Origin of the sequence: Nocardia sp. NPDC003269 (assembly GCF_042888005.1) — a bacterium.
In the GTDB taxonomy this organism is placed as follows: domain Bacteria; phylum Actinomycetota; class Actinomycetes; order Mycobacteriales; family Mycobacteriaceae; genus Nocardia.
The window spans coordinates 1,244,350-1,259,940 of the sequence record NZ_JBIAPA010000003.1 but is presented as its reverse complement, the minus strand read 5'-3'; the positions used below and the strand labels follow the sequence as shown (position 1 = coordinate 1,259,940).

The following is a 15,591-nucleotide window of genomic DNA, read 5'->3' as shown; positions in this document are numbered from 1 at the left end:
AGAGGTCACACCGTCAAGGGCCCGCGGGCAGAGGAGAGCAGTGATGCCGACAGGGACATGGGACCGGCTCGCGCCCGCCCGCCGCGCCGCCGTGGTGGCCGCCGCCGAGGCCGAGTTCGCCGCGCGGGGGTTCAGCGGCGGCAGTCTCAACACGATCTGCCGGGAGGCGGGCGTCGCCAAGGGCAGCCTGTTCCAATACTTCGCCGACAAGGCGGATATGTATGTCTACCTGGCCGAACAGTCCAGCGAACGAATCCACGCGACCATCGACGCGGCTGCGGCGGAACTGCCGTGGGACACCGACTTCGTCGGCGCGTTCGAGAGTCTGGTGACGACCTGGGTGCGGTACTTCTACGACCACCCGCTCGAACGCGCGATGACCGCCGCGGCCAATCTCGAGCCCGATCCGGTCGCCCGCACGGCGGTCCGGGAGGCTGTCAACAAGCATTACCTCGCGGTGCTGCGCCCCCTGCTCGAACGCGCGGTCGTCACCGGCGTGATCCGTCGCGACGCCGACCTCGACGCCCTGCTGGCCCTGCTCCTGCTGATGCTCCCGCATCTGGCGCTGGCGCCGCACGTCCAGGGATTGGACCCGCTGCTCGGGCTGGCCGACGGCGATGCCGATCACGCGGTGCGCGTCGCGCTGAACCTGGTCACCACGGTGCTCGCACCGTTCCGGGTCACCGACACGGTCGCCTGAGGGTCGACCGCCTACGGGTGGCGGTGGATCGGGTCGATCCAGTGCACGGTTTCCGGCTTCTCGATCGGCTCGATATCCAGATTGGCGACCACCGCCTCGCTGTCGCTGCGCACCAGCACGCACTCCAGGGGTTCATCGCTGCTCGCGTTGATCTCCTGGTGCGGGACATACGGCGGCACGAAGATGAAATCCCCGGCCCGGCCTCGGCGACGAACTCCAACTGCTCACCCCAGCGCATCCGCGCCCGCCCCCGCACCACATAGATGACACTCTCCAGCGCACCGTGATGATGCGCCCCGGTCTTGGCATCCGGATGTATCGTGACGGTCCCCGCCCAGATCTGCCGCGCCCCCACCCGCGCCGCATCGATCGCCGCGGCCCGATCCATCCCCGGTGTCTGCGCCGTGTTCGGATCGAGCCGATCCGCCTTGATCACCCGAACCCCGTTGTGCCGCCAGTCTTCTGCTGTCATGCGTGCGCTCCTCCACATCGGTCGGATTCGAGCTGTCGCGCCGACGGCCGGTCGGAGCATGCTCGGATGAGGCTACGCAATCACGGTTTTGCCGCCCGACGGACGTTTTGACTCGATGGGATCACAAGGTGCCGCCGCTGTCGCGTACTCGCTGCGCTTATGAGGTAGCGATGTCAGGCCGCCACGCCGACGCGTTCGCACACCTCGCGAACATCGCGCGCCAATCCAGTCGGCGGGGATTTCCGCAGAGACAGCAGCATGTCGCGGGCATACCCGTTGTAGCTGATCGTCTCGGGCGCAGTGCGCTGCGACTTGTCGAGCAGGGCGAGCACGGCGGCCCATTCCTCTCGCTGCTCGTAGACGCGAGCCAACTCGATCAGATGGCGGCTGCGGCGCGGCACCGATGCGATCGCCTCGGCATGGAAGGATCTCGCTGCGCGCAGCGCTTCGCCGGACCGACGCAGCTCCACCCCGAGGGTGACCGCGTTCGCTCCCTGGACGGCCTGCGAGAACGACGTCTGAACGTGTCGGTAGTCCGGGCCCAGCGCCTTCGCCCAGCGATCAGCCCGATCCCAGGCCGCCCATGCTTCGCCATGCCGACCGCGGCGTCCCTGCACGAGGGCGGCCTCGGCTTGTAGCGCGCCGGTGATTCCCCGCCAGTCGTCCGGCGTCTCGTCACGCTCGACGAAGGGAGCGAGGAGCGCCGTGCCCGAGTCGATCAGGCTGAGCGCTTCGTCCCAGCGACCGGAGTCGCGGAGCGCCTGCACCATCCCCCACGTCGAGCAGGCGATCACGTAGGGGTCGTCGGCCTCGTATGCCTGCTCGAGTGCGCGGTCGGCGACCAGCCATACCAGCGCGGCATCGCGCTGGTAGGCGACGAAGAAGTCCGCCAACTGGTAGACGCCGGCGAGTACGGCGCGAGCTGGACGGCGGTCCGTGCGCGGCGTGCGTGCGGCCAGTTGGGCATCGCGGATCAAATCGGGTAACAGCTCGCCGAGCGCGGTCCGATGGTCCGGAGTGGAGTGCCGTACCGCCCACGCGAGGCGCAGTCGCTCGGCGAGATGCTCGACCGACTGCGCGCCATCGGGCGCCGGTAGTCGGAATTCGGTGAGGGCGGTCTGTACCTGGCGCAGCGCAGGATGCTCGGTCCCTGCATAGAGTTGCACCGACACGGCGTGCCCATTGCCTGTGAGCTCGGCGAGATCCGTCAGGCCGAGCGCGTCGGCGATCTTCAACAGCATCGGCAGCTTCGGCGTCTGGAGCTTGCATGTCTCAACGGCCTTGACCCACTCGGTGGAGCGGTCGACCAAGCCGCCCAGCACGGGACGGGACATGCCGCGGCGCTCTCGCAATCTCTTGATTCGCAGCCCGACGGGCGGAGCGTCTTCCATTCCTCTACCCCTTCGCGGCGGGTGGAGATCAGTGCATGTCAGAGTACGGGGACCAGGGGTACATTTCGTACCCTTTCCGCCCCGCGGCCGACCTTAGCGTCAGTGGACTACACACGCCGGACCACCTGCAGGTGGTCCCTGCCGCCGCGAAGGAACCCGATGATTTCTGTGCGATATGCACGCGAAAACCGAGTCGCGATGGATCGCGGACTCGGTTTTCGCCCGCTCCTGGTCGGTGGGCAGCACACCGCAGACTTATGGTCCGCCGCTGCGGAATCAGGGGTGCGGCGCACTGTCGAGGCGGCGGCGGTATGACACCAGACGAGGTTCCGGTGACGAACACGGACCCGCGTGAGCTGGCGAAGTCGGCCGGCGTCGTCGAGGCGATGCGCATCGCCATCACGGCGCAGCGGGCCGTCACTCGCGGCGCGGCAGCGGGATGGCTGCAGCGCGAGGATGGTTCATGGTCGGTGATCGACGAGCACGGCCGCGAGCACCCGGAGCCGTGCCGGGTGATAGCCGACGACGATCTCGCTGCTGATGTGGCCGCCGCGCTCGCCGCGGTGGCCGGGCCGGTCGTGATCGATGTCGATCCGCTGTATTCGCCCGCGGTGCGTGCGGCCCTCGAACACGCTGAGCGCATCGCGCGCACTGCGCGGAGACCTCAGGTAGAGATCGCCGATCTGCGAACCGCGCTCGACCACCCACACTGAGATCACGCGCATGTGGCCCGGCTGGTTGTTTGCTCGAATCCCGACACAGCGAAATATGCGTCCCCAGCGACAAATTCGGGAGATCCGCCGCCGATCAGAGTCACCGGCCCGGCAGCGGGAGGATGCCGAGGTCGGCGTCGAGCCCGCCGTCGACCACCAGGGTGGTGCCGGTGATGTAGCTCGCGGCGGGGGAGGCGAGGAACCAGATCGCCTCGGCCTGTTCGCGGGGTTCGGCGAGACGGCCTAGAGGAATGCGACGCTCCAGGGCGGTCAGCAGGGCGGGGTCCTGGTGTACGCCGACGGTGATGCCGGTGCGGGTGAGGCCCGGTGCGATCGCGTTGATCCGGATCCCTTGTGCGGCATAGTCGAGCGCCAGCGCGCGGACGAGGTTGATCACCGCGCCCTTGGATGCGTTGTACGCCCAGTTTCCGGTATCGCCGCGCAGACCGGCGACCGAGGCGGTGAACACCGCCGAACCGCGGGAGTCGCGCAGGGCAGGTAGTGCGGCCCGGAGGCCGTGAACCGGGCCGAGCAGATTCACGTCGAGTATGCGATCGGCCCTGCCCACCGCGTCCGGGGATTCCAGCGGTGGCGTACCCCCGATCCCGGCATTGAGCACGATCGTGTCGAGCCGTCCGAACCGGCTGAGCGCGGTGTCGACCGCGGCCTGATTGACCGCCGCCGTGGCGACGTCACCGGCGAGCGTCACGATGCCGTCGCCGAGATCGGCGAGCCCGCGCTCGGTGACATCCACCGCCACCACGCCATGTCCACGTTCGGCGAAGAGTTCGACTGTGGCGCGGCCTATTCCGGATGCGGCGCCGGTCACGATCGCGACGCGGTGGACGCCGGCGGGGGCGGTCACCCGATGCCATTCTGCGGACGCGAGGGGAAACCACCCGCGTCGGAGCGGCTGACAGTGATCGCCGGCCGTGCCGGACCGCATCGATCGAGGAGCGCGCTGGTCATGAGACCGAAATCTAGGTGGTTGCCTGCGTTCCGTGAACGGTTGCGATCACCCGGAACCGGAGGTGTGCGGATGTGCGGGTCAGAGGGTGATCGGATCGGCGAAGACCGCGCCGGTGCCGGTCACATCGAGAGAGCGGGTGGTGATACTGGTGTAGGGCCGGACAGTCAGTGGCCCAGCGCAATTGGTGACAACCAGGTGGAAGTCGCGGCCGTGGACGTAGCCGGTCGCGTCCGGACGCAGGGCCTGCTCGCCGACCGGGATCTTGACGATCTTGCCCGGTGCGACCGACAGCTCGACGCCGAGCCCACCGGAGACATTCGGCCCGACGCCGAGCTCGATGCCCGGGTCCAGGGAGGTCAGGCCGACGTCGAGCGTGGCGTCGGCGCCCGCGTCGAAGCCGAGTCGTCCCTCCAGCTTCACCTCGACATCGATATCGGCCGCACACGCCACGAGATACCCCGCCTCGACCGTGCCCGTCCCCGGCCCGGTGACCCGCCCGTACCCGGTGATATCGAGGCCTCCCGATTGGTGGGCATCCCGTTGAGCGCCCCGACCGGCCGAGCGGCGATATCACCGTGCCCCACGGTGTATTCGAGCCCACCCGGCGCGTCATAGGTCTTCTCGTGCGCGGATGCCGTAGCCGTCGCCGGAACCAACACGAGCAGATGACCGACGCTGAGCGCGGCACCGACCGCCACGCGCTTCCTGTACATGTTTCTCCCGCTCTGTCTCGATCAGCCGGACGGCCGACGGCCATCGTTTCCGCTGAACCTCCAGAAACCCTGGACGCTCACTGGGAGAACTCTGGGAGTGAAGCGAGGGGCGTCGAGTGTGGACAGAGCACCGATCGCCGTGAAGGCGATCAGGTCCTCGAACTGAACTCACTGTTCCAATTCACTGGACGGTCGGGATGATGTCGATGAACCTTCCCGTTAGCATCAATGTATGAAGCACATTGTTGTCGCCGGCGGGACCGACGGCCTCGGGCGGGCGGCCGCTCTCGACCGCCTGGCCAAAGGCGACACCGTCGTGGTCATCGGGCGGAACCCGGTGCGCGGCGCCGAGTTCCTGGCCGCGGCCGAGGCGCTCGGTGGCGGAGACCGTGCGCATTTCGTCGCCGCCGACCTCAGTTCGATCGCGGCCACGCGTGCGGCGATCGCGGCGGTTCGGGCGCGCATCACCCGGCTCGACGCCCTGGTGCTGTGCGCGCGGCACTACCGGTCCGAACGGCTGGTGACCGCGGAAGGATTCGAGTACACCCTCGCCCTGTTCTATCTGAGCCGCTTCGTGCTCGGCTACGAGATGCTCGACCTGCTCGCGGCCGCACCACGGCCGCTGATCCTCAATGTGGCGGGCCCCGGCAGCGGCACCGGCCAGATCCGCTGGGGTGACCTGGGTTTCGCGCAGGGCTATCACGGCCTGCGCGCGCTGTCGCAGGGCGGTCAGCTCAACGACCTGCTGGGGATCGAGTTCGCGCGCCGTGCCCCTGCCCCGGTGCGATACGTGCTCCTGCACCCGGGTGTGGTCGATACCGGACTGTCCGGCGACTACGACCCGGAGATGGCAGCGCGGGTCCAGGCGATGCGGGTGGGCGCGCAGTCGGTGGCACAGGCGGTCGGTCCCATCCTCGACGTGCTGAACAATCCGCCTGCCGAGCCGTTGACCGCGATCGTGCTGGGCAGGCCGCTCGATGTGCGGGGGCCCGCCTTCGACTCGGTCGCGGCGGCCCGGCTGTTCGGCGAGACGACACGCCTGCTCGCGGACTTCGGTGTGCCATCGCCCGTGGGTGCCGGCGAGTCCTGAGCCGGGAACTGCGCGCGAACCTCGACCGGTCGAATACGATGATCGGCCGAACTCGACTGCGAGCCCGGCCCGATCGCGCGGTGCTGACCGGCCTTCTTCAGACCGGTCCGTGTCCCGCGGCGACCCGCCCCGCGACATGGCGCACGTCGCGATGCGAGATCAGCCATTCGCCCTCGTGCTGCTCGAACTCGTCCCGGACCAGCCCGATGACGGACCAGTCGGCCGGCCTGCCGACATCGGTGGCCGGGGTGCTCGAGAACCAGTGCCAGACCGTGACATAGGCCGTGAGCAGGGGTTTGCCACCGTCCCATTCGATACCGGCCTGCCCGACCACATGGGCCACCAGGGACCGCTGCGACTTCGGCACGCGGCTCATGTGCGCGGTGAACTCGTCGCGGCCGTGGAACAGCACCGGCGGGCCAGGCATGATCCGGTACTCGATCAGCGCGTTCGGGGTGAAGCACTCGCTGAACCGCTCGCTCTCCTGGGTGTCGGCGATCCGGAAGAATTTGTTGAACGTTCGGAAGATCGCCCGCTCCGCCTCGATTGTGGCGAGCAGATCGTCGTGTACAGCGGTCACGTCGGTCCTTTCTCTGCCGGCGAGCGCACATCGCACGGCGCGTAATTCAGGCCGGTGTTCCCAGCCCGGCACGTAGTCGATTGCAGGCTGTCGCGTCGGCGGGGGAGACGGTGACAAGGCCGAAGCGGAAAGGGCGGTGGCTCAAGGGTTCTCCGTGGTGCCGTAGGCGCGCAGGAAGGTGTCGACGGCCGCCGTGGCGACGGCGTGCATCTCGGCGGTGGCGACCTTGCGGGTGCCCAGCCGGGTCCGGCCCTCCATGGGACCGGTGATCAGGACGAGGAACTGCTCGGCGGCGGTCGCCGGATCGCTCGCGCGCAGCCGGCCCGCCAGTGCCAGCCGTGCCAGCCGATCGGCGAGCGCGTCGCCGAGCTGGTCGGACGTGCGGCTCACCACGACATCGATCAGATCGGGGAACTGGGCGACCTGGCCGTAGGTGAGCCAGCGCAGGGATCGGGACTGCTCCGAACAACACGACCGGATCAGCCGGTAGGCCACATCTTCCAGGGTGGCGCGCAGGTCCTCGCCCGGGGTGCGCAACCGTTCGACCACTGCCAGGTTCTCGGCCAGGACGGCGTCGCTCACGGCGGCCAGCGCGTGCCGGAACAGCGTTTCCTTGTCGTTGAGGTGGTTGTAGATGGTCGGCTTGGCGACCCCGGCCACCTCGGCGATCTCCTGCACGCCCGCCTGCGCGTACCCCCGCCGGGCGAACACCACGAACGCCGCGTCCAGGATCGCCTGGCGCTTGTCGATCCGCCCGCGCGAAGTGGTCTGACCGGCCGGTGTCGTCGCTGAAGTCACGACCGCAGTCTATCCCATCCGCATCGGAAAGTTGCCTCACCGGTTCAGTTCCATGTACTCCGGTTGATATGTTCCAGAGTGAACATTAGAGTGAACCAGCGAGTTCAATTCATGCTGCTCCAGTTCGGGAGAAATCGATGACGCAACCCCTGGAAGACCGGCTCGACCCGGCCCTGCGCCGGATGATCGCCGTGATCCTGCTCGGCGGGATCATGGGCATCCTCGACGGTTCGATGGCCGCGGTCGCGGTCGACACGTTGTCCGCCCGATTCGACACCTCGCTCGCCACTGTGGGCTGGGTGTCCACCGGATACCTGCTGGCCCTGACCCTCACGATCCCGGTCGGCGCGTGGGCGGTCGACCGGTTCGGCGGCCGCACGCTGTGGCTGTCCGGGCTGGTGGTCTTCCTGCTCGGCTCGATCGGTTCCGGCCTGGCCTGGTCCATCGACAGCCTGATCGTGTTCCGGGTGATCCAGGGCATCGGCGCTGGCATCCTCGACCCGCTCATGCTCACCCTGCTGGCGCGGGCGGCGGGCCCGAGCCGGATGGGCCGGGTGATGGGCGTGATGGGCATCGTCGGGTCGACCGGTCCGATTCTCGGCCCGATCGTCGGCGGCCTGATCCTGAGCAGCTTCGACTGGCGCTGGATGTTCCTGATCAATGTGCCGATCGCGATCGTCGCGTTCGTGCTGTCGCGCCGGATCCTGCCCGCCGACCCGCCCGAGCCGTCCACCACCAAGCTCGACGTGCTCGGTGTGGCATTGATCGGTCCCGGTGTCGCCGCCGGTGTGCTCGCGCTGTCGGCGGTCGGCGAGCACGGGACCGCCGCGAGCTGGTCGGTGCTGCTGCCGCTGGGGGTCGCCGTCGTCCTGCTGGCCGGCTACGCCGTGCACGCATTGCGCCCCAGGCTCACTCCGCCGCTGATCGACCTGCGGCTGTTCGCGCGGCGCAGCTTCACCGCCAGTGTGATCGCGGCCGCGCTGCTCGGTCTGGTCAGCTTCGCCAGCATCTTCGCGATCCCGCTGTACTACCAGCAGGTGCGCGGCTTCGACGCCTTCGAAGCCGGTCTGCTGCTCGCGCCCTTCGGTCTCGGTTCGGCGTTCGCGATGCCGTTGGCGGGCAGGCTGTCCGACACACTCGGCTCCCGCAGGCTCGCGCTGATCGGCGCGACCATCGCGCTGCTGAGCTCGCTGGTGTTCACCCGCTTCGACGCGGACACCCACCTGTGGTGGACGGCGCTGGCGGCGGTCGCCCTCGGCATCGGCACCGGGTCGGCGGGCGCGCCGGTCATCGGATCGGTGTATCGCACGCTGCCGCCGGAGCTGGTGCCCCAGGGCAGTTCGGTGCTGTACATGCTCAACCAGCTCGGCGCGTCGATCGGTATCGCGACGGTCGCCCTGGTCATGGAGACCACGGTCGGCGCGCAGCTGGGCTTCCAGCACGCCTACCTCTGGATCGCGGGCGGTGCGGTGATCATGATCGCCGCGGCCTCGTTCATCCCCGGCAAGCCAACGGCCGCGCCCACCGAGGACGCCGTCCCGCCGGCCACGCCGGTGGCCGACCGGGCCGATGCGGTGTGATCGATGAGCATTCCCACCGGACAGTGGCTCGAGATCCTGCAGGCCCCCGAACGGGACCGGCTGACGGTGACCGAGGTGTGCCGCCGCTACGAGATCTCCCGCAAGACGTACTACAGCTATCTCGCGCGCTACCGGGCACACGGTGAGGACGGGCTCGCCCCGCGCTCCCGTCGCCCGAAAACCGTGCCCGGCCGCTCACCCGCGGACCTCGAGGCGGCCGTGGTGCGGATCCGGCTGACCCGCCCCGGCTGGGGCGCCCGCCGGATCCGCGCCGAGCTGCTCCGCGCCACCACCGACCACGTCCCCGCCGTCTCCACGGTGCACGCGATCCTGCGCCGCCACGACCTGGTCGGCCGGCCCTGATGCCGACCACCGGGACCACGCCCACCGACCTCCTCACCCAGATCGACGCGTGCTCGGTAGTCGTCATCAGGCGCGCCGGCCCCACCTGGGGATCTCCCCTGCGCCCGGCGTGGCGAACCCCTCCTCGGAATCCGTCGGCAGCAGGTGGCCTCGCGCGAGAATAATGGCTCGCCGTGGACAACCCGGGCACGCGAGAGAGCAGACGGTTCGCCTTCGAATGGGGCGAACTCGAGGTGTTCGGCACCGGCGACCCGGTGCCGAACACCCTGAATCCGATCGTGGCAGTTACCTCGCAGCTGGAGACCCGATTTCGTCCCGCGCTGCTTCGCGTTCGCCGATGGTTGCCCGGCGCCTACATCGCGGTGTGGCCTGAGAATGTGCCGATGCCGGACGATGGCGGGGCGGGGGAACGTGCCCTTCGGCTGGTGAAAGACGTCGTGTTGGCCGAGGTCCATGCGCTGAGCTGCCTCATGTGCGCGGCACGGTTCCAGGGAATCTACCCGGACCTGGGTGTCCCGTTGTTCGGCCGACACTGGCAGCGCATCGACTGGTCAGCGGATGCCCTTGCTGTGGAAACGATTTCACCGCCTCTCGAATTCAGGCTCTTGCTCTCCTTCCTGCTGCACGAGCATGACCCCGGTCAGCACAACCCGTCCGTGTCTGACGGGATGTGCTGGTTGGCGAGCCGACCGCGCGCGGAGCGATGGTGTTGTCGGCGTCGCGGTTCACAGTGGGCTCCCAGCCGGTACCCAGCTGGGCTGTAGCGGGCGGGGACAAGGTGGTGGCTATGTCAGCTACCGCCATCGTGCCTTCCGGGCACCTCGATACCCGCGCCGAACTCGGCGAGCCGGGCACGGCTCGCCGTGACGGACGTGTGCAGTGGATCGGCCTGGTCCTGCTGCTGGTGGAGACCGCGGGGGCCTACCTGTGGAACCTGTCGGCCAACGGGTGGGCCAACACCTACTACGCGGCTGCCGTCGAAGCGGGGGCGACGTCGTGGAAGGCGTTCTTCTTCGGGTCGCTCGACGCGTCCAACGCCATCACCGTCGACAAGACCCCGGCCTCGTTGTGGCCGATGGAACTGTCGGTGCGGCTGTTCGGGATGAACAGCTGGAGCATGCTGGTGCCGCAGGTGCTGCTCGGTGTCGCGTCGGTGGCCCTGCTGTGGGCGATCGTGCGGCGGCACTACGGAGCGAATGCCGGACTGCTGGCGGGTCTGCTGCTGGCGGTGACCCCCGTCGCGGCGTTGATGTTCCGGTTCGACAATCCCGACGCGCTGCTGGTGCTGTTGATGCTGGCCGCGGTGTGGGCGATGAGCCGGGCGCTGAGTGACGGCCGGTGGCGCTGGCTGGTGTGGTGCGGCTTGTTCGTCGGGCTGGGGTTCCTGGCCAAGCAGTTGCAGGTCCTGCTGGTCCTGCCCGCGCTCGCCCTGACCTACCTGCTGTTCGGGCCACCCGCGCTGGGCAAGCGGATCGCGCAGTTGTTCGCGGCCGGGGCGGCGATGGTCGCCGGTGCGGGCTGGTGGATTCTGATCGCCCAGTTCTGGCCCGCCGATCAGCGACCGTATTTCGGTGGCTCGGAGAACAATTCGATCATCGAACTCACCCTCGGCTACAACGGGCTGGACCGGCTCAGCGGCGGTGAAGGCGCCGGCGGCGGATTCGGTGGCGGGAACCTGCCCGACATCTCCGGTGACGTGCCCGGCGGCTCCGGAGGTGGAAGTCCGTTCTCGCAGAGCGGGATCGGGCGGATGTTCAATGCCGCGGTCGGCGGACAGATCGCCTGGCTGATCCCCGCGGCACTGATCCTGCTGGTCGCCGGCATCGTGGTGTGCGGGCGTGCGCGCCGCAGCGATCCGCGCCGGGCCGTGCTCGTGCTGTTCGGTGTGTGGGGCGTGGTCACCGGTGTGGTGTTCAGCCTGATGAGCGGCATCTTCCACGAGTACTACACCGTCGCCCTGGCACCGGCCCTGGCCGGGACCGTCGCCGCGGGGCTCGGCCTGCTGTGGCCGCGGCGGGACCGCTGGTGGATCCGGCTGACCCTGGCCGCCACTGTCGCGGCGACCGCGATCACGGCGTGGATTCTGCTCACTCGCACACCGGATTTCGTGCCGTGGCTGAAGTGGGTAGTCGCCGCTGCCGCAGTGCTCGCGGTGGGCGGGCTGCTGGCCGGGAAGCGCACGAACCTCGCCGTGGTGACGGTGCTGGCCGCGCTGTTCGTCGGCGTCGCCGGACCTGTGGCCTACACCGTCGACACGATCGGCACCGCGCACACCGGGTCGATCCCGACCGCGGGCCCGCAGACCGAGCGGAGCGCGGGCGGACCCGGCGGATTCCCGGGCGCTGTCGGCGACGATCCGAGCACGGACGGTGGCATGCCCGGCGCCGATCGAACCCCCGGATCCGGCGCCACGACGATCCCCGGATTCGGCGGCGGTGACGTCAGCGACGAGGTGGTGGCCTTGCTCGACGCCGATCACGATTCCTACCGATGGGTCGCGGCGACAGTCGGCTCGATGTCGCAGGGTGGGTATCAGCTCGCCAGCGATGGCGAGGTCATGGCCATCGGCGGGTTCAGCGGCGGCGACCCGTCGCCGACCCTGGAGCAGTTCCAGCGCTACGTCGCCGACGGTGACATCCACTACTTCATCGCCGGCGGATCCGGCGGTGGACCGGGCTCGTCGAACACCAGCGCAGGATCCAGGATCACCGCCTGGGTGACGGAACACTACGACGCCATCGAGATCGACGGCGTCACGCTCTACGACCTCACCCAACCGAAGACCTGACACGAACGCAGCGCCCGCCGGGAACCTGTCCGGCGGGCGCTGCGGCTGTTCTGCGAACCCGTCAGGCGGCGTCGAGGGCCGCGGTGATCTTGCGCAGCATCGCGGTCACCGCGGGGCTGGGCACACCCTGGGCGAACTGGGCGGCGGATTCGGTGGCGGTCAGGACGGTGTCGCGGAAGTTGGCCGCCTCGGCCGGGTGCTGCTCGCCCAGCAGGAGCATGGCCGCGGTGAGGCTCGGCAACACCTGGTCGGCGAGCTCGGCGACCGACTTACCGTGCAGGTGAATGTCGTTGGACTTGGTGGCCAGCACGTGACCGACCAGACCGGTCGCCGACATCAGCGCGATCGAGCCGTGCGAGATCGCCTTGTGCGGCGCGCCCGCGGCCGCCATCAGCGAGACGGCGCCGTAGGCGGCGGTGCGCAGGGTGCCGGCATCCTGGGCGGTCAGGGTGGTGACAGACATGGTGTTCTCCTCGAAATCCGTTGTGGCGCCGACGGTGTCGGTGCCGGTTGTCTTCTTCGATGAACACACTGTGCCGGGGCGTCCTGATACCGCCCTGACGCACACCTGACACCACCACTGACACGCGATCGGCCGATACTCAGAGCCACCTGATCCGGCGGAACACCACCACCAGCGCCAGGCAGATGACCACCATCGTCGCCAGCACCACCGGATAACCCCACGTCTGCTTCAGTTCCGGCATGTAGTCGAAGTTCATCCCGTAGATGCCGGCGATCATCGTCGGCACCGCCAGGATCGCCACGAACGCCGAGATCCGGCGCATATCGGCGCTCTGCTGGATCGCGATCTTGGCCACCGCCGCGCTCACCAGCGCGGTCAGCGACTCGTCGAGGTCGCTGATCCGCTCGGCGACACCGGTGTGATGATCGGCCACATCACGCAGGTAGCGGCGGATCTCCTTGGGCAGCGGTGTCTCCGGGCGGGTCAGCAGCTGCAACGGCTGTGCCAACGGGCTCACCGCTCGCCGCAACTCCACGATCTCGCGCTTGAGCTGATAGATCGATTCGATCGGCAAGCGGCTGCGCGGGGTGAACAGTTCCTCTTCGATCTGCTCGACGTCGTATTCCACCGATCCGGCGACCTCGAGATAGGAATCGACGACGTGATCGGTGATCGCGTGCAGCACCGCCCCCGATCCCCGCGCGAGGCGCTGCGGATCCGCTTCCAGCCGGTGCCGGACCTCGGCCAGCCCGGAATGCTCACCGTGCCGGACCGCGACCACGAAATCGGGCGCGGTGAACACCATGATCTCGCCGGTCTGGACGATCTCGCTCACGGTCGCCATGTCGTGCTCGACATAGGCGACCGTGCGCATCACCGTGACCAGGGTGTCGTCGTAGCGCTCCAGTTTCGGCCGCTGGTTGCCCTTCACCGCGTCCTCGACCGCCAGCGAATGCAGGTCGAAGGTCCGGGCGATCTCACCCATCTGCCGGGCATCGGGCTCGAACAACCCCACCCAGACGAACCCCTCGCACCGGCGCCGCACCTCCGCCAGCGCGGCGGCCGGGGTGAACCGGCCGGGCAGACGCCGCCCGGCCACGTAGACACCGCAGTCGACGATCGCCCGCGCCGTCGGAACCGCCGGTTTCGGCACGTCCTGCGCGGGGAGGAGGCGGGAACGTCGAAACCGGAACTGCGGAGCTGATGACACCGCACCGATCCTACGGAGCCCCCGGTCCGTTATCCGTGCGGCTGACTCGGGTCGTAGCCGGGACAGCCCGCGTACGGGCGGGGGAGTTCGGGCTTGGCGCCGAAGCAGACGCTGTTCGGGTCGGTCGGATCGTAGGAGTCGCCTTCCCTGCGGTGGGTGCCGGACGGGACCGGAACGGGGGTGGTGGAGTCGGTGGGGGTGGTGGGCGGCGGCGTCGTCGGGGTGGGCGGCACCGGGTCGGCGGCGCGCGAGCAACCGGTTCCGAGAAGCGCCAAAGCGAGCACGGAAGTGACGAGCAGGGTGCGGTTCACAACTGTCCCTTCATCGGAGATCGCCGCCGCCGACGGACGGCCAGCACACTTTCGGCAACACTAATGTGCTGGGCCGTCGCCGCCGTCAGCGGGGGAGCAGGGTGATGCGCGCGTTCGCGGCGGGACTCAAGCCGGTGTGGAAGCGCCGCGGCGGCTCGATCGGGCCGTCGATCGGCGCGATGCGGCGATGCTCGAGCACCGTGCGGAACAGGATCCGCGCCTCGGCCAGGGCGAACTGCGCGCCGAGGCAGCGGTGCGCGCCCGCGCCGAAGGTGAGCCAGGTGTTGGTGCTCGGGCGGTGGTCGAGGAACCGCTCGGGACGGAAGGTCATCGGGTCGGGGTAGTGGTGCTCGGATTCGTGGATCAGCAGGATCGGCACGATGACGATCGCGCCCTTCGGGATGGTGATGCCGTTGATCTCGGTGTCGCGCAACGCCCGTCGGCCGGTGAACGGCGAGACCGGGCGCAGCCGCATGACTTCGGCGACCACCGCGTCGAGATAGTCGTCCAGACGCGCGCTGTCGCCGGTGTCGACGGCGGCGTCGACCTCGGCCATGGCGGCGGGATGGGCGGCCAGCATGGCGGCGATCCAGCCGAGGGTGATGGCGGTGGTCTCGTAGGCGCCGAGCAGGACCCCGCGCATATTGCGGGCCAGGGCGGGGTCGTCGTGCTGGTCGAGATCGGTGCCGATGTAGCGCGACAGTACGTCGCGGCGGCCGCTCGCGTGCTCGGGCGCGGCGCGGCGGGCGGTGATCTCCTCGACGATGACGGCGTCGACCTCGCGCTGGGCGCGGCGCAGCGGCGGGTAGGGGATGGTCAGGCCGCCGATGAACGGGGTGATCAGGGTGACGGCGAGGAAGCCGCGGCTCTCGATCTCGCCGAACCACGCGCCGACCGCGTTCCGCAGGCGGTCGCGGCGCTCGGGGGCGACCTCGCCGAAGACGACGCCGAGCAGCACGCCGATGGCGAGGTCGTAGCCCGCCGTCAGGAATTCGAAGGACTCACCCACCGGCCAGTTCGGCAGTTCGCGCTCGACCACGTCGACCATCAGGTCCTCGTAGGAACGCAGTGCGGCGGTTTGGAACGGCGGCGCGAAATGCTTGCGTTCGCGCCGGTGCTCTTCGCCGTCGAGGAAGATCATCGTCTGCTTGCCGAACATCACGTCGTGACTCGAGAACCGGCTCAGCACCTGGCCGATGGAGAAGTCGTCGTGATTGGCGAACAGCGCGCGCACATCACCGGGTTCGTGGGTGACCAGCATCGTGGGAAATCCGGGGGGATCGACGACGAATCGCTCGCCGAATTCCCGCAGCGGGGAACTGTGCGTGCCGGGGCGCAGCAATCCGCCCAGCTCGCCGAGCCGGCGCAGGGGTAGTCGGGGCAGGTCGCGCAGCGCGAGGGAGGTCTGTGACACCCCGCCATCCTCACCGCGAAAATGCCGTTGTG

Annotated in this window: 17 protein-coding genes; 7 read left to right on the top strand and 10 right to left on the bottom strand. The window is 69.0% G+C overall.

Features of this window, described 5'->3' with window-relative positions; translation table 11 throughout:
- Nucleotides 1-43: 43 nt before the first annotated feature.
- Nucleotides 44-700: a TetR/AcrR family transcriptional regulator gene (locus ACFYWJ_RS25805; RefSeq protein ID WP_355284895.1), complete on the top strand. Its 657-nt coding sequence runs from the start codon at nt 44-46 to the stop codon at nt 698-700.
- Nucleotides 701-711: 11 nt separating this feature from the next.
- Here the strand turns inward: ACFYWJ_RS25805 and ACFYWJ_RS25800 are convergent, their stop codons facing one another.
- Complete coding sequence (locus tag ACFYWJ_RS25800) at nt 712-879, bottom strand: hypothetical protein (protein ID WP_355284898.1); 168 nt, start codon at nt 877-879, stop codon at nt 712-714.
- A 466-nt stretch (nt 880-1,345) separates the two neighbouring features.
- On the bottom strand, nt 1,346-2,563 hold the full coding sequence (locus ACFYWJ_RS25795) for a helix-turn-helix transcriptional regulator (protein WP_355284901.1): 1,218 nt from the start codon (nt 2,561-2,563) through the stop codon (nt 1,346-1,348).
- A gap of 386 nt (nt 2,564-2,949) precedes the next feature.
- On the opposite strand from ACFYWJ_RS25795, the gene ACFYWJ_RS25790 reads away from it, so the two are divergent.
- The gene (locus ACFYWJ_RS25790) at nt 2,950-3,276 is read left to right on the top strand and encodes a hypothetical protein (RefSeq protein WP_355284904.1); all 327 of its coding nucleotides are present in this window, start codon (nt 2,950-2,952) and stop codon (nt 3,274-3,276) included.
- Nucleotides 3,277-3,376: 100 nt separating this feature from the next.
- Here ACFYWJ_RS25790 and ACFYWJ_RS25785 read toward each other — a convergent pair whose 3' ends face one another.
- Both ACFYWJ_RS25785 and ACFYWJ_RS25780 read right to left on the bottom strand, forming a co-directional pair.
- Nucleotides 3,377-4,141: an SDR family oxidoreductase gene (locus ACFYWJ_RS25785; RefSeq protein WP_355284906.1), complete on the bottom strand. Its 765-nt coding sequence runs from the start codon at nt 4,139-4,141 to the stop codon at nt 3,377-3,379.
- A gap of 183 nt (nt 4,142-4,324) precedes the next feature.
- The gene (locus ACFYWJ_RS25780; RefSeq protein ID WP_355284924.1) at nt 4,325-4,756 is read right to left on the bottom strand and encodes an MspA family porin; all 432 of its coding nucleotides are present in this window, start codon (nt 4,754-4,756) and stop codon (nt 4,325-4,327) included.
- A 435-nt stretch (nt 4,757-5,191) separates the two neighbouring features.
- Here ACFYWJ_RS25780 and ACFYWJ_RS25775 point away from each other — a divergent pair, with 435 nt between their 5' ends.
- Complete coding sequence (locus ACFYWJ_RS25775) at nt 5,192-6,049, top strand: SDR family NAD(P)-dependent oxidoreductase (RefSeq protein WP_355284909.1); 858 nt, start codon at nt 5,192-5,194, stop codon at nt 6,047-6,049.
- A gap of 97 nt (nt 6,050-6,146) precedes the next feature.
- Here the strand turns inward: ACFYWJ_RS25775 and ACFYWJ_RS25770 are convergent, their stop codons facing one another.
- Both ACFYWJ_RS25770 and ACFYWJ_RS25765 read right to left on the bottom strand, forming a co-directional pair.
- Entirely contained in the window at nt 6,147-6,629 is a 483-nt protein-coding gene (locus ACFYWJ_RS25770; protein WP_355284912.1) for a nuclear transport factor 2 family protein, read from the bottom strand.
- A gap of 141 nt (nt 6,630-6,770) precedes the next feature.
- Nucleotides 6,771-7,427, bottom strand: coding sequence for a TetR/AcrR family transcriptional regulator (locus ACFYWJ_RS25765; RefSeq protein ID WP_355284915.1), 657 nt, complete (start codon nt 7,425-7,427; stop codon nt 6,771-6,773).
- A gap of 137 nt (nt 7,428-7,564) precedes the next feature.
- Between ACFYWJ_RS25765 and ACFYWJ_RS25760 the strand changes: the two genes are divergently transcribed.
- From ACFYWJ_RS25760 to ACFYWJ_RS25745, 4 genes are all read left to right on the top strand, one after another.
- Nucleotides 7,565-9,007, top strand: coding sequence for a DHA2 family efflux MFS transporter permease subunit (locus tag ACFYWJ_RS25760; RefSeq protein WP_355284918.1), 1,443 nt, complete (start codon nt 7,565-7,567; stop codon nt 9,005-9,007).
- Between the two features lie 3 nt (nt 9,008-9,010).
- Nucleotides 9,011-9,370, top strand: a complete 360-nt coding sequence (locus tag ACFYWJ_RS25755) for a helix-turn-helix domain-containing protein (protein WP_355284921.1) — start codon at nt 9,011-9,013, stop codon at nt 9,368-9,370.
- A 173-nt stretch (nt 9,371-9,543) separates the two neighbouring features.
- Nucleotides 9,544-10,134 (top strand): hypothetical protein, encoded by a 591-nt coding sequence (locus ACFYWJ_RS25750; protein WP_387161682.1) that lies wholly within the window; start codon nt 9,544-9,546, stop codon nt 10,132-10,134.
- A 23-nt stretch (nt 10,135-10,157) separates the two neighbouring features.
- Entirely contained in the window at nt 10,158-12,158 is a 2,001-nt protein-coding gene (locus ACFYWJ_RS25745) for a glycosyltransferase family 39 protein (RefSeq protein ID WP_355283951.1), read from the top strand.
- Between the two features lie 61 nt (nt 12,159-12,219).
- Here the strand turns inward: ACFYWJ_RS25745 and ACFYWJ_RS25740 are convergent, their stop codons facing one another.
- The 4 genes from ACFYWJ_RS25740 to ACFYWJ_RS25725 all read right to left on the bottom strand — a co-directional run bounded on the left by ACFYWJ_RS25740 (nt 12,220) and on the right by ACFYWJ_RS25725 (nt 15,559).
- Nucleotides 12,220-12,621, bottom strand: a complete 402-nt coding sequence (locus ACFYWJ_RS25740; RefSeq protein ID WP_355283948.1) for a hypothetical protein — start codon at nt 12,619-12,621, stop codon at nt 12,220-12,222.
- Nucleotides 12,622-12,760: 139 nt separating this feature from the next.
- Complete coding sequence (locus tag ACFYWJ_RS25735; protein WP_387161685.1) at nt 12,761-13,834, bottom strand: magnesium and cobalt transport protein CorA; 1,074 nt, start codon at nt 13,832-13,834, stop codon at nt 12,761-12,763.
- 29 nt (nt 13,835-13,863) lie between these two features.
- Entirely contained in the window at nt 13,864-14,145 is a 282-nt protein-coding gene (locus ACFYWJ_RS25730; RefSeq protein ID WP_355283945.1) for a hypothetical protein, read from the bottom strand.
- A gap of 85 nt (nt 14,146-14,230) precedes the next feature.
- Nucleotides 14,231-15,559, bottom strand: a complete 1,329-nt coding sequence (locus ACFYWJ_RS25725) for a cytochrome P450 (RefSeq protein ID WP_355283942.1) — start codon at nt 15,557-15,559, stop codon at nt 14,231-14,233.
- Nucleotides 15,560-15,591 lie beyond the last annotated feature (32 nt).

Excerpts from the sequence above, each read along its gene's own strand:
- ACFYWJ_RS25740 (WP_355283948.1), bottom strand. The coding sequence starts at position 12,621 with ATGTCTGTCACCACCCTGACCGCCCAGGATGCCGGCACCCTGCGCACC.
- ACFYWJ_RS25775 (WP_355284909.1), top strand. The coding sequence starts at position 5,192 with ATGAAGCACATTGTTGTCGCCGGCGGGACCGACGGCCTCGGGCGGGCG.
- ACFYWJ_RS25790 (WP_355284904.1), top strand. The coding sequence starts at position 2,950 with ATGCGCATCGCCATCACGGCGCAGCGGGCCGTCACTCGCGGCGCGGCA.
- ACFYWJ_RS25805 (WP_355284895.1), top strand. The coding sequence starts at position 44 with ATGCCGACAGGGACATGGGACCGGCTCGCGCCCGCCCGCCGCGCCGCC.
- ACFYWJ_RS25745 (WP_355283951.1), top strand. The coding sequence starts at position 10,158 with ATGTCAGCTACCGCCATCGTGCCTTCCGGGCACCTCGATACCCGCGCC.
- ACFYWJ_RS25795 (WP_355284901.1), bottom strand. The coding sequence starts at position 2,563 with ATGGAAGACGCTCCGCCCGTCGGGCTGCGAATCAAGAGATTGCGAGAG.
- ACFYWJ_RS25760 (WP_355284918.1), top strand. The coding sequence starts at position 7,565 with ATGACGCAACCCCTGGAAGACCGGCTCGACCCGGCCCTGCGCCGGATG.
- ACFYWJ_RS25755 (WP_355284921.1), top strand. The coding sequence starts at position 9,011 with ATGAGCATTCCCACCGGACAGTGGCTCGAGATCCTGCAGGCCCCCGAA.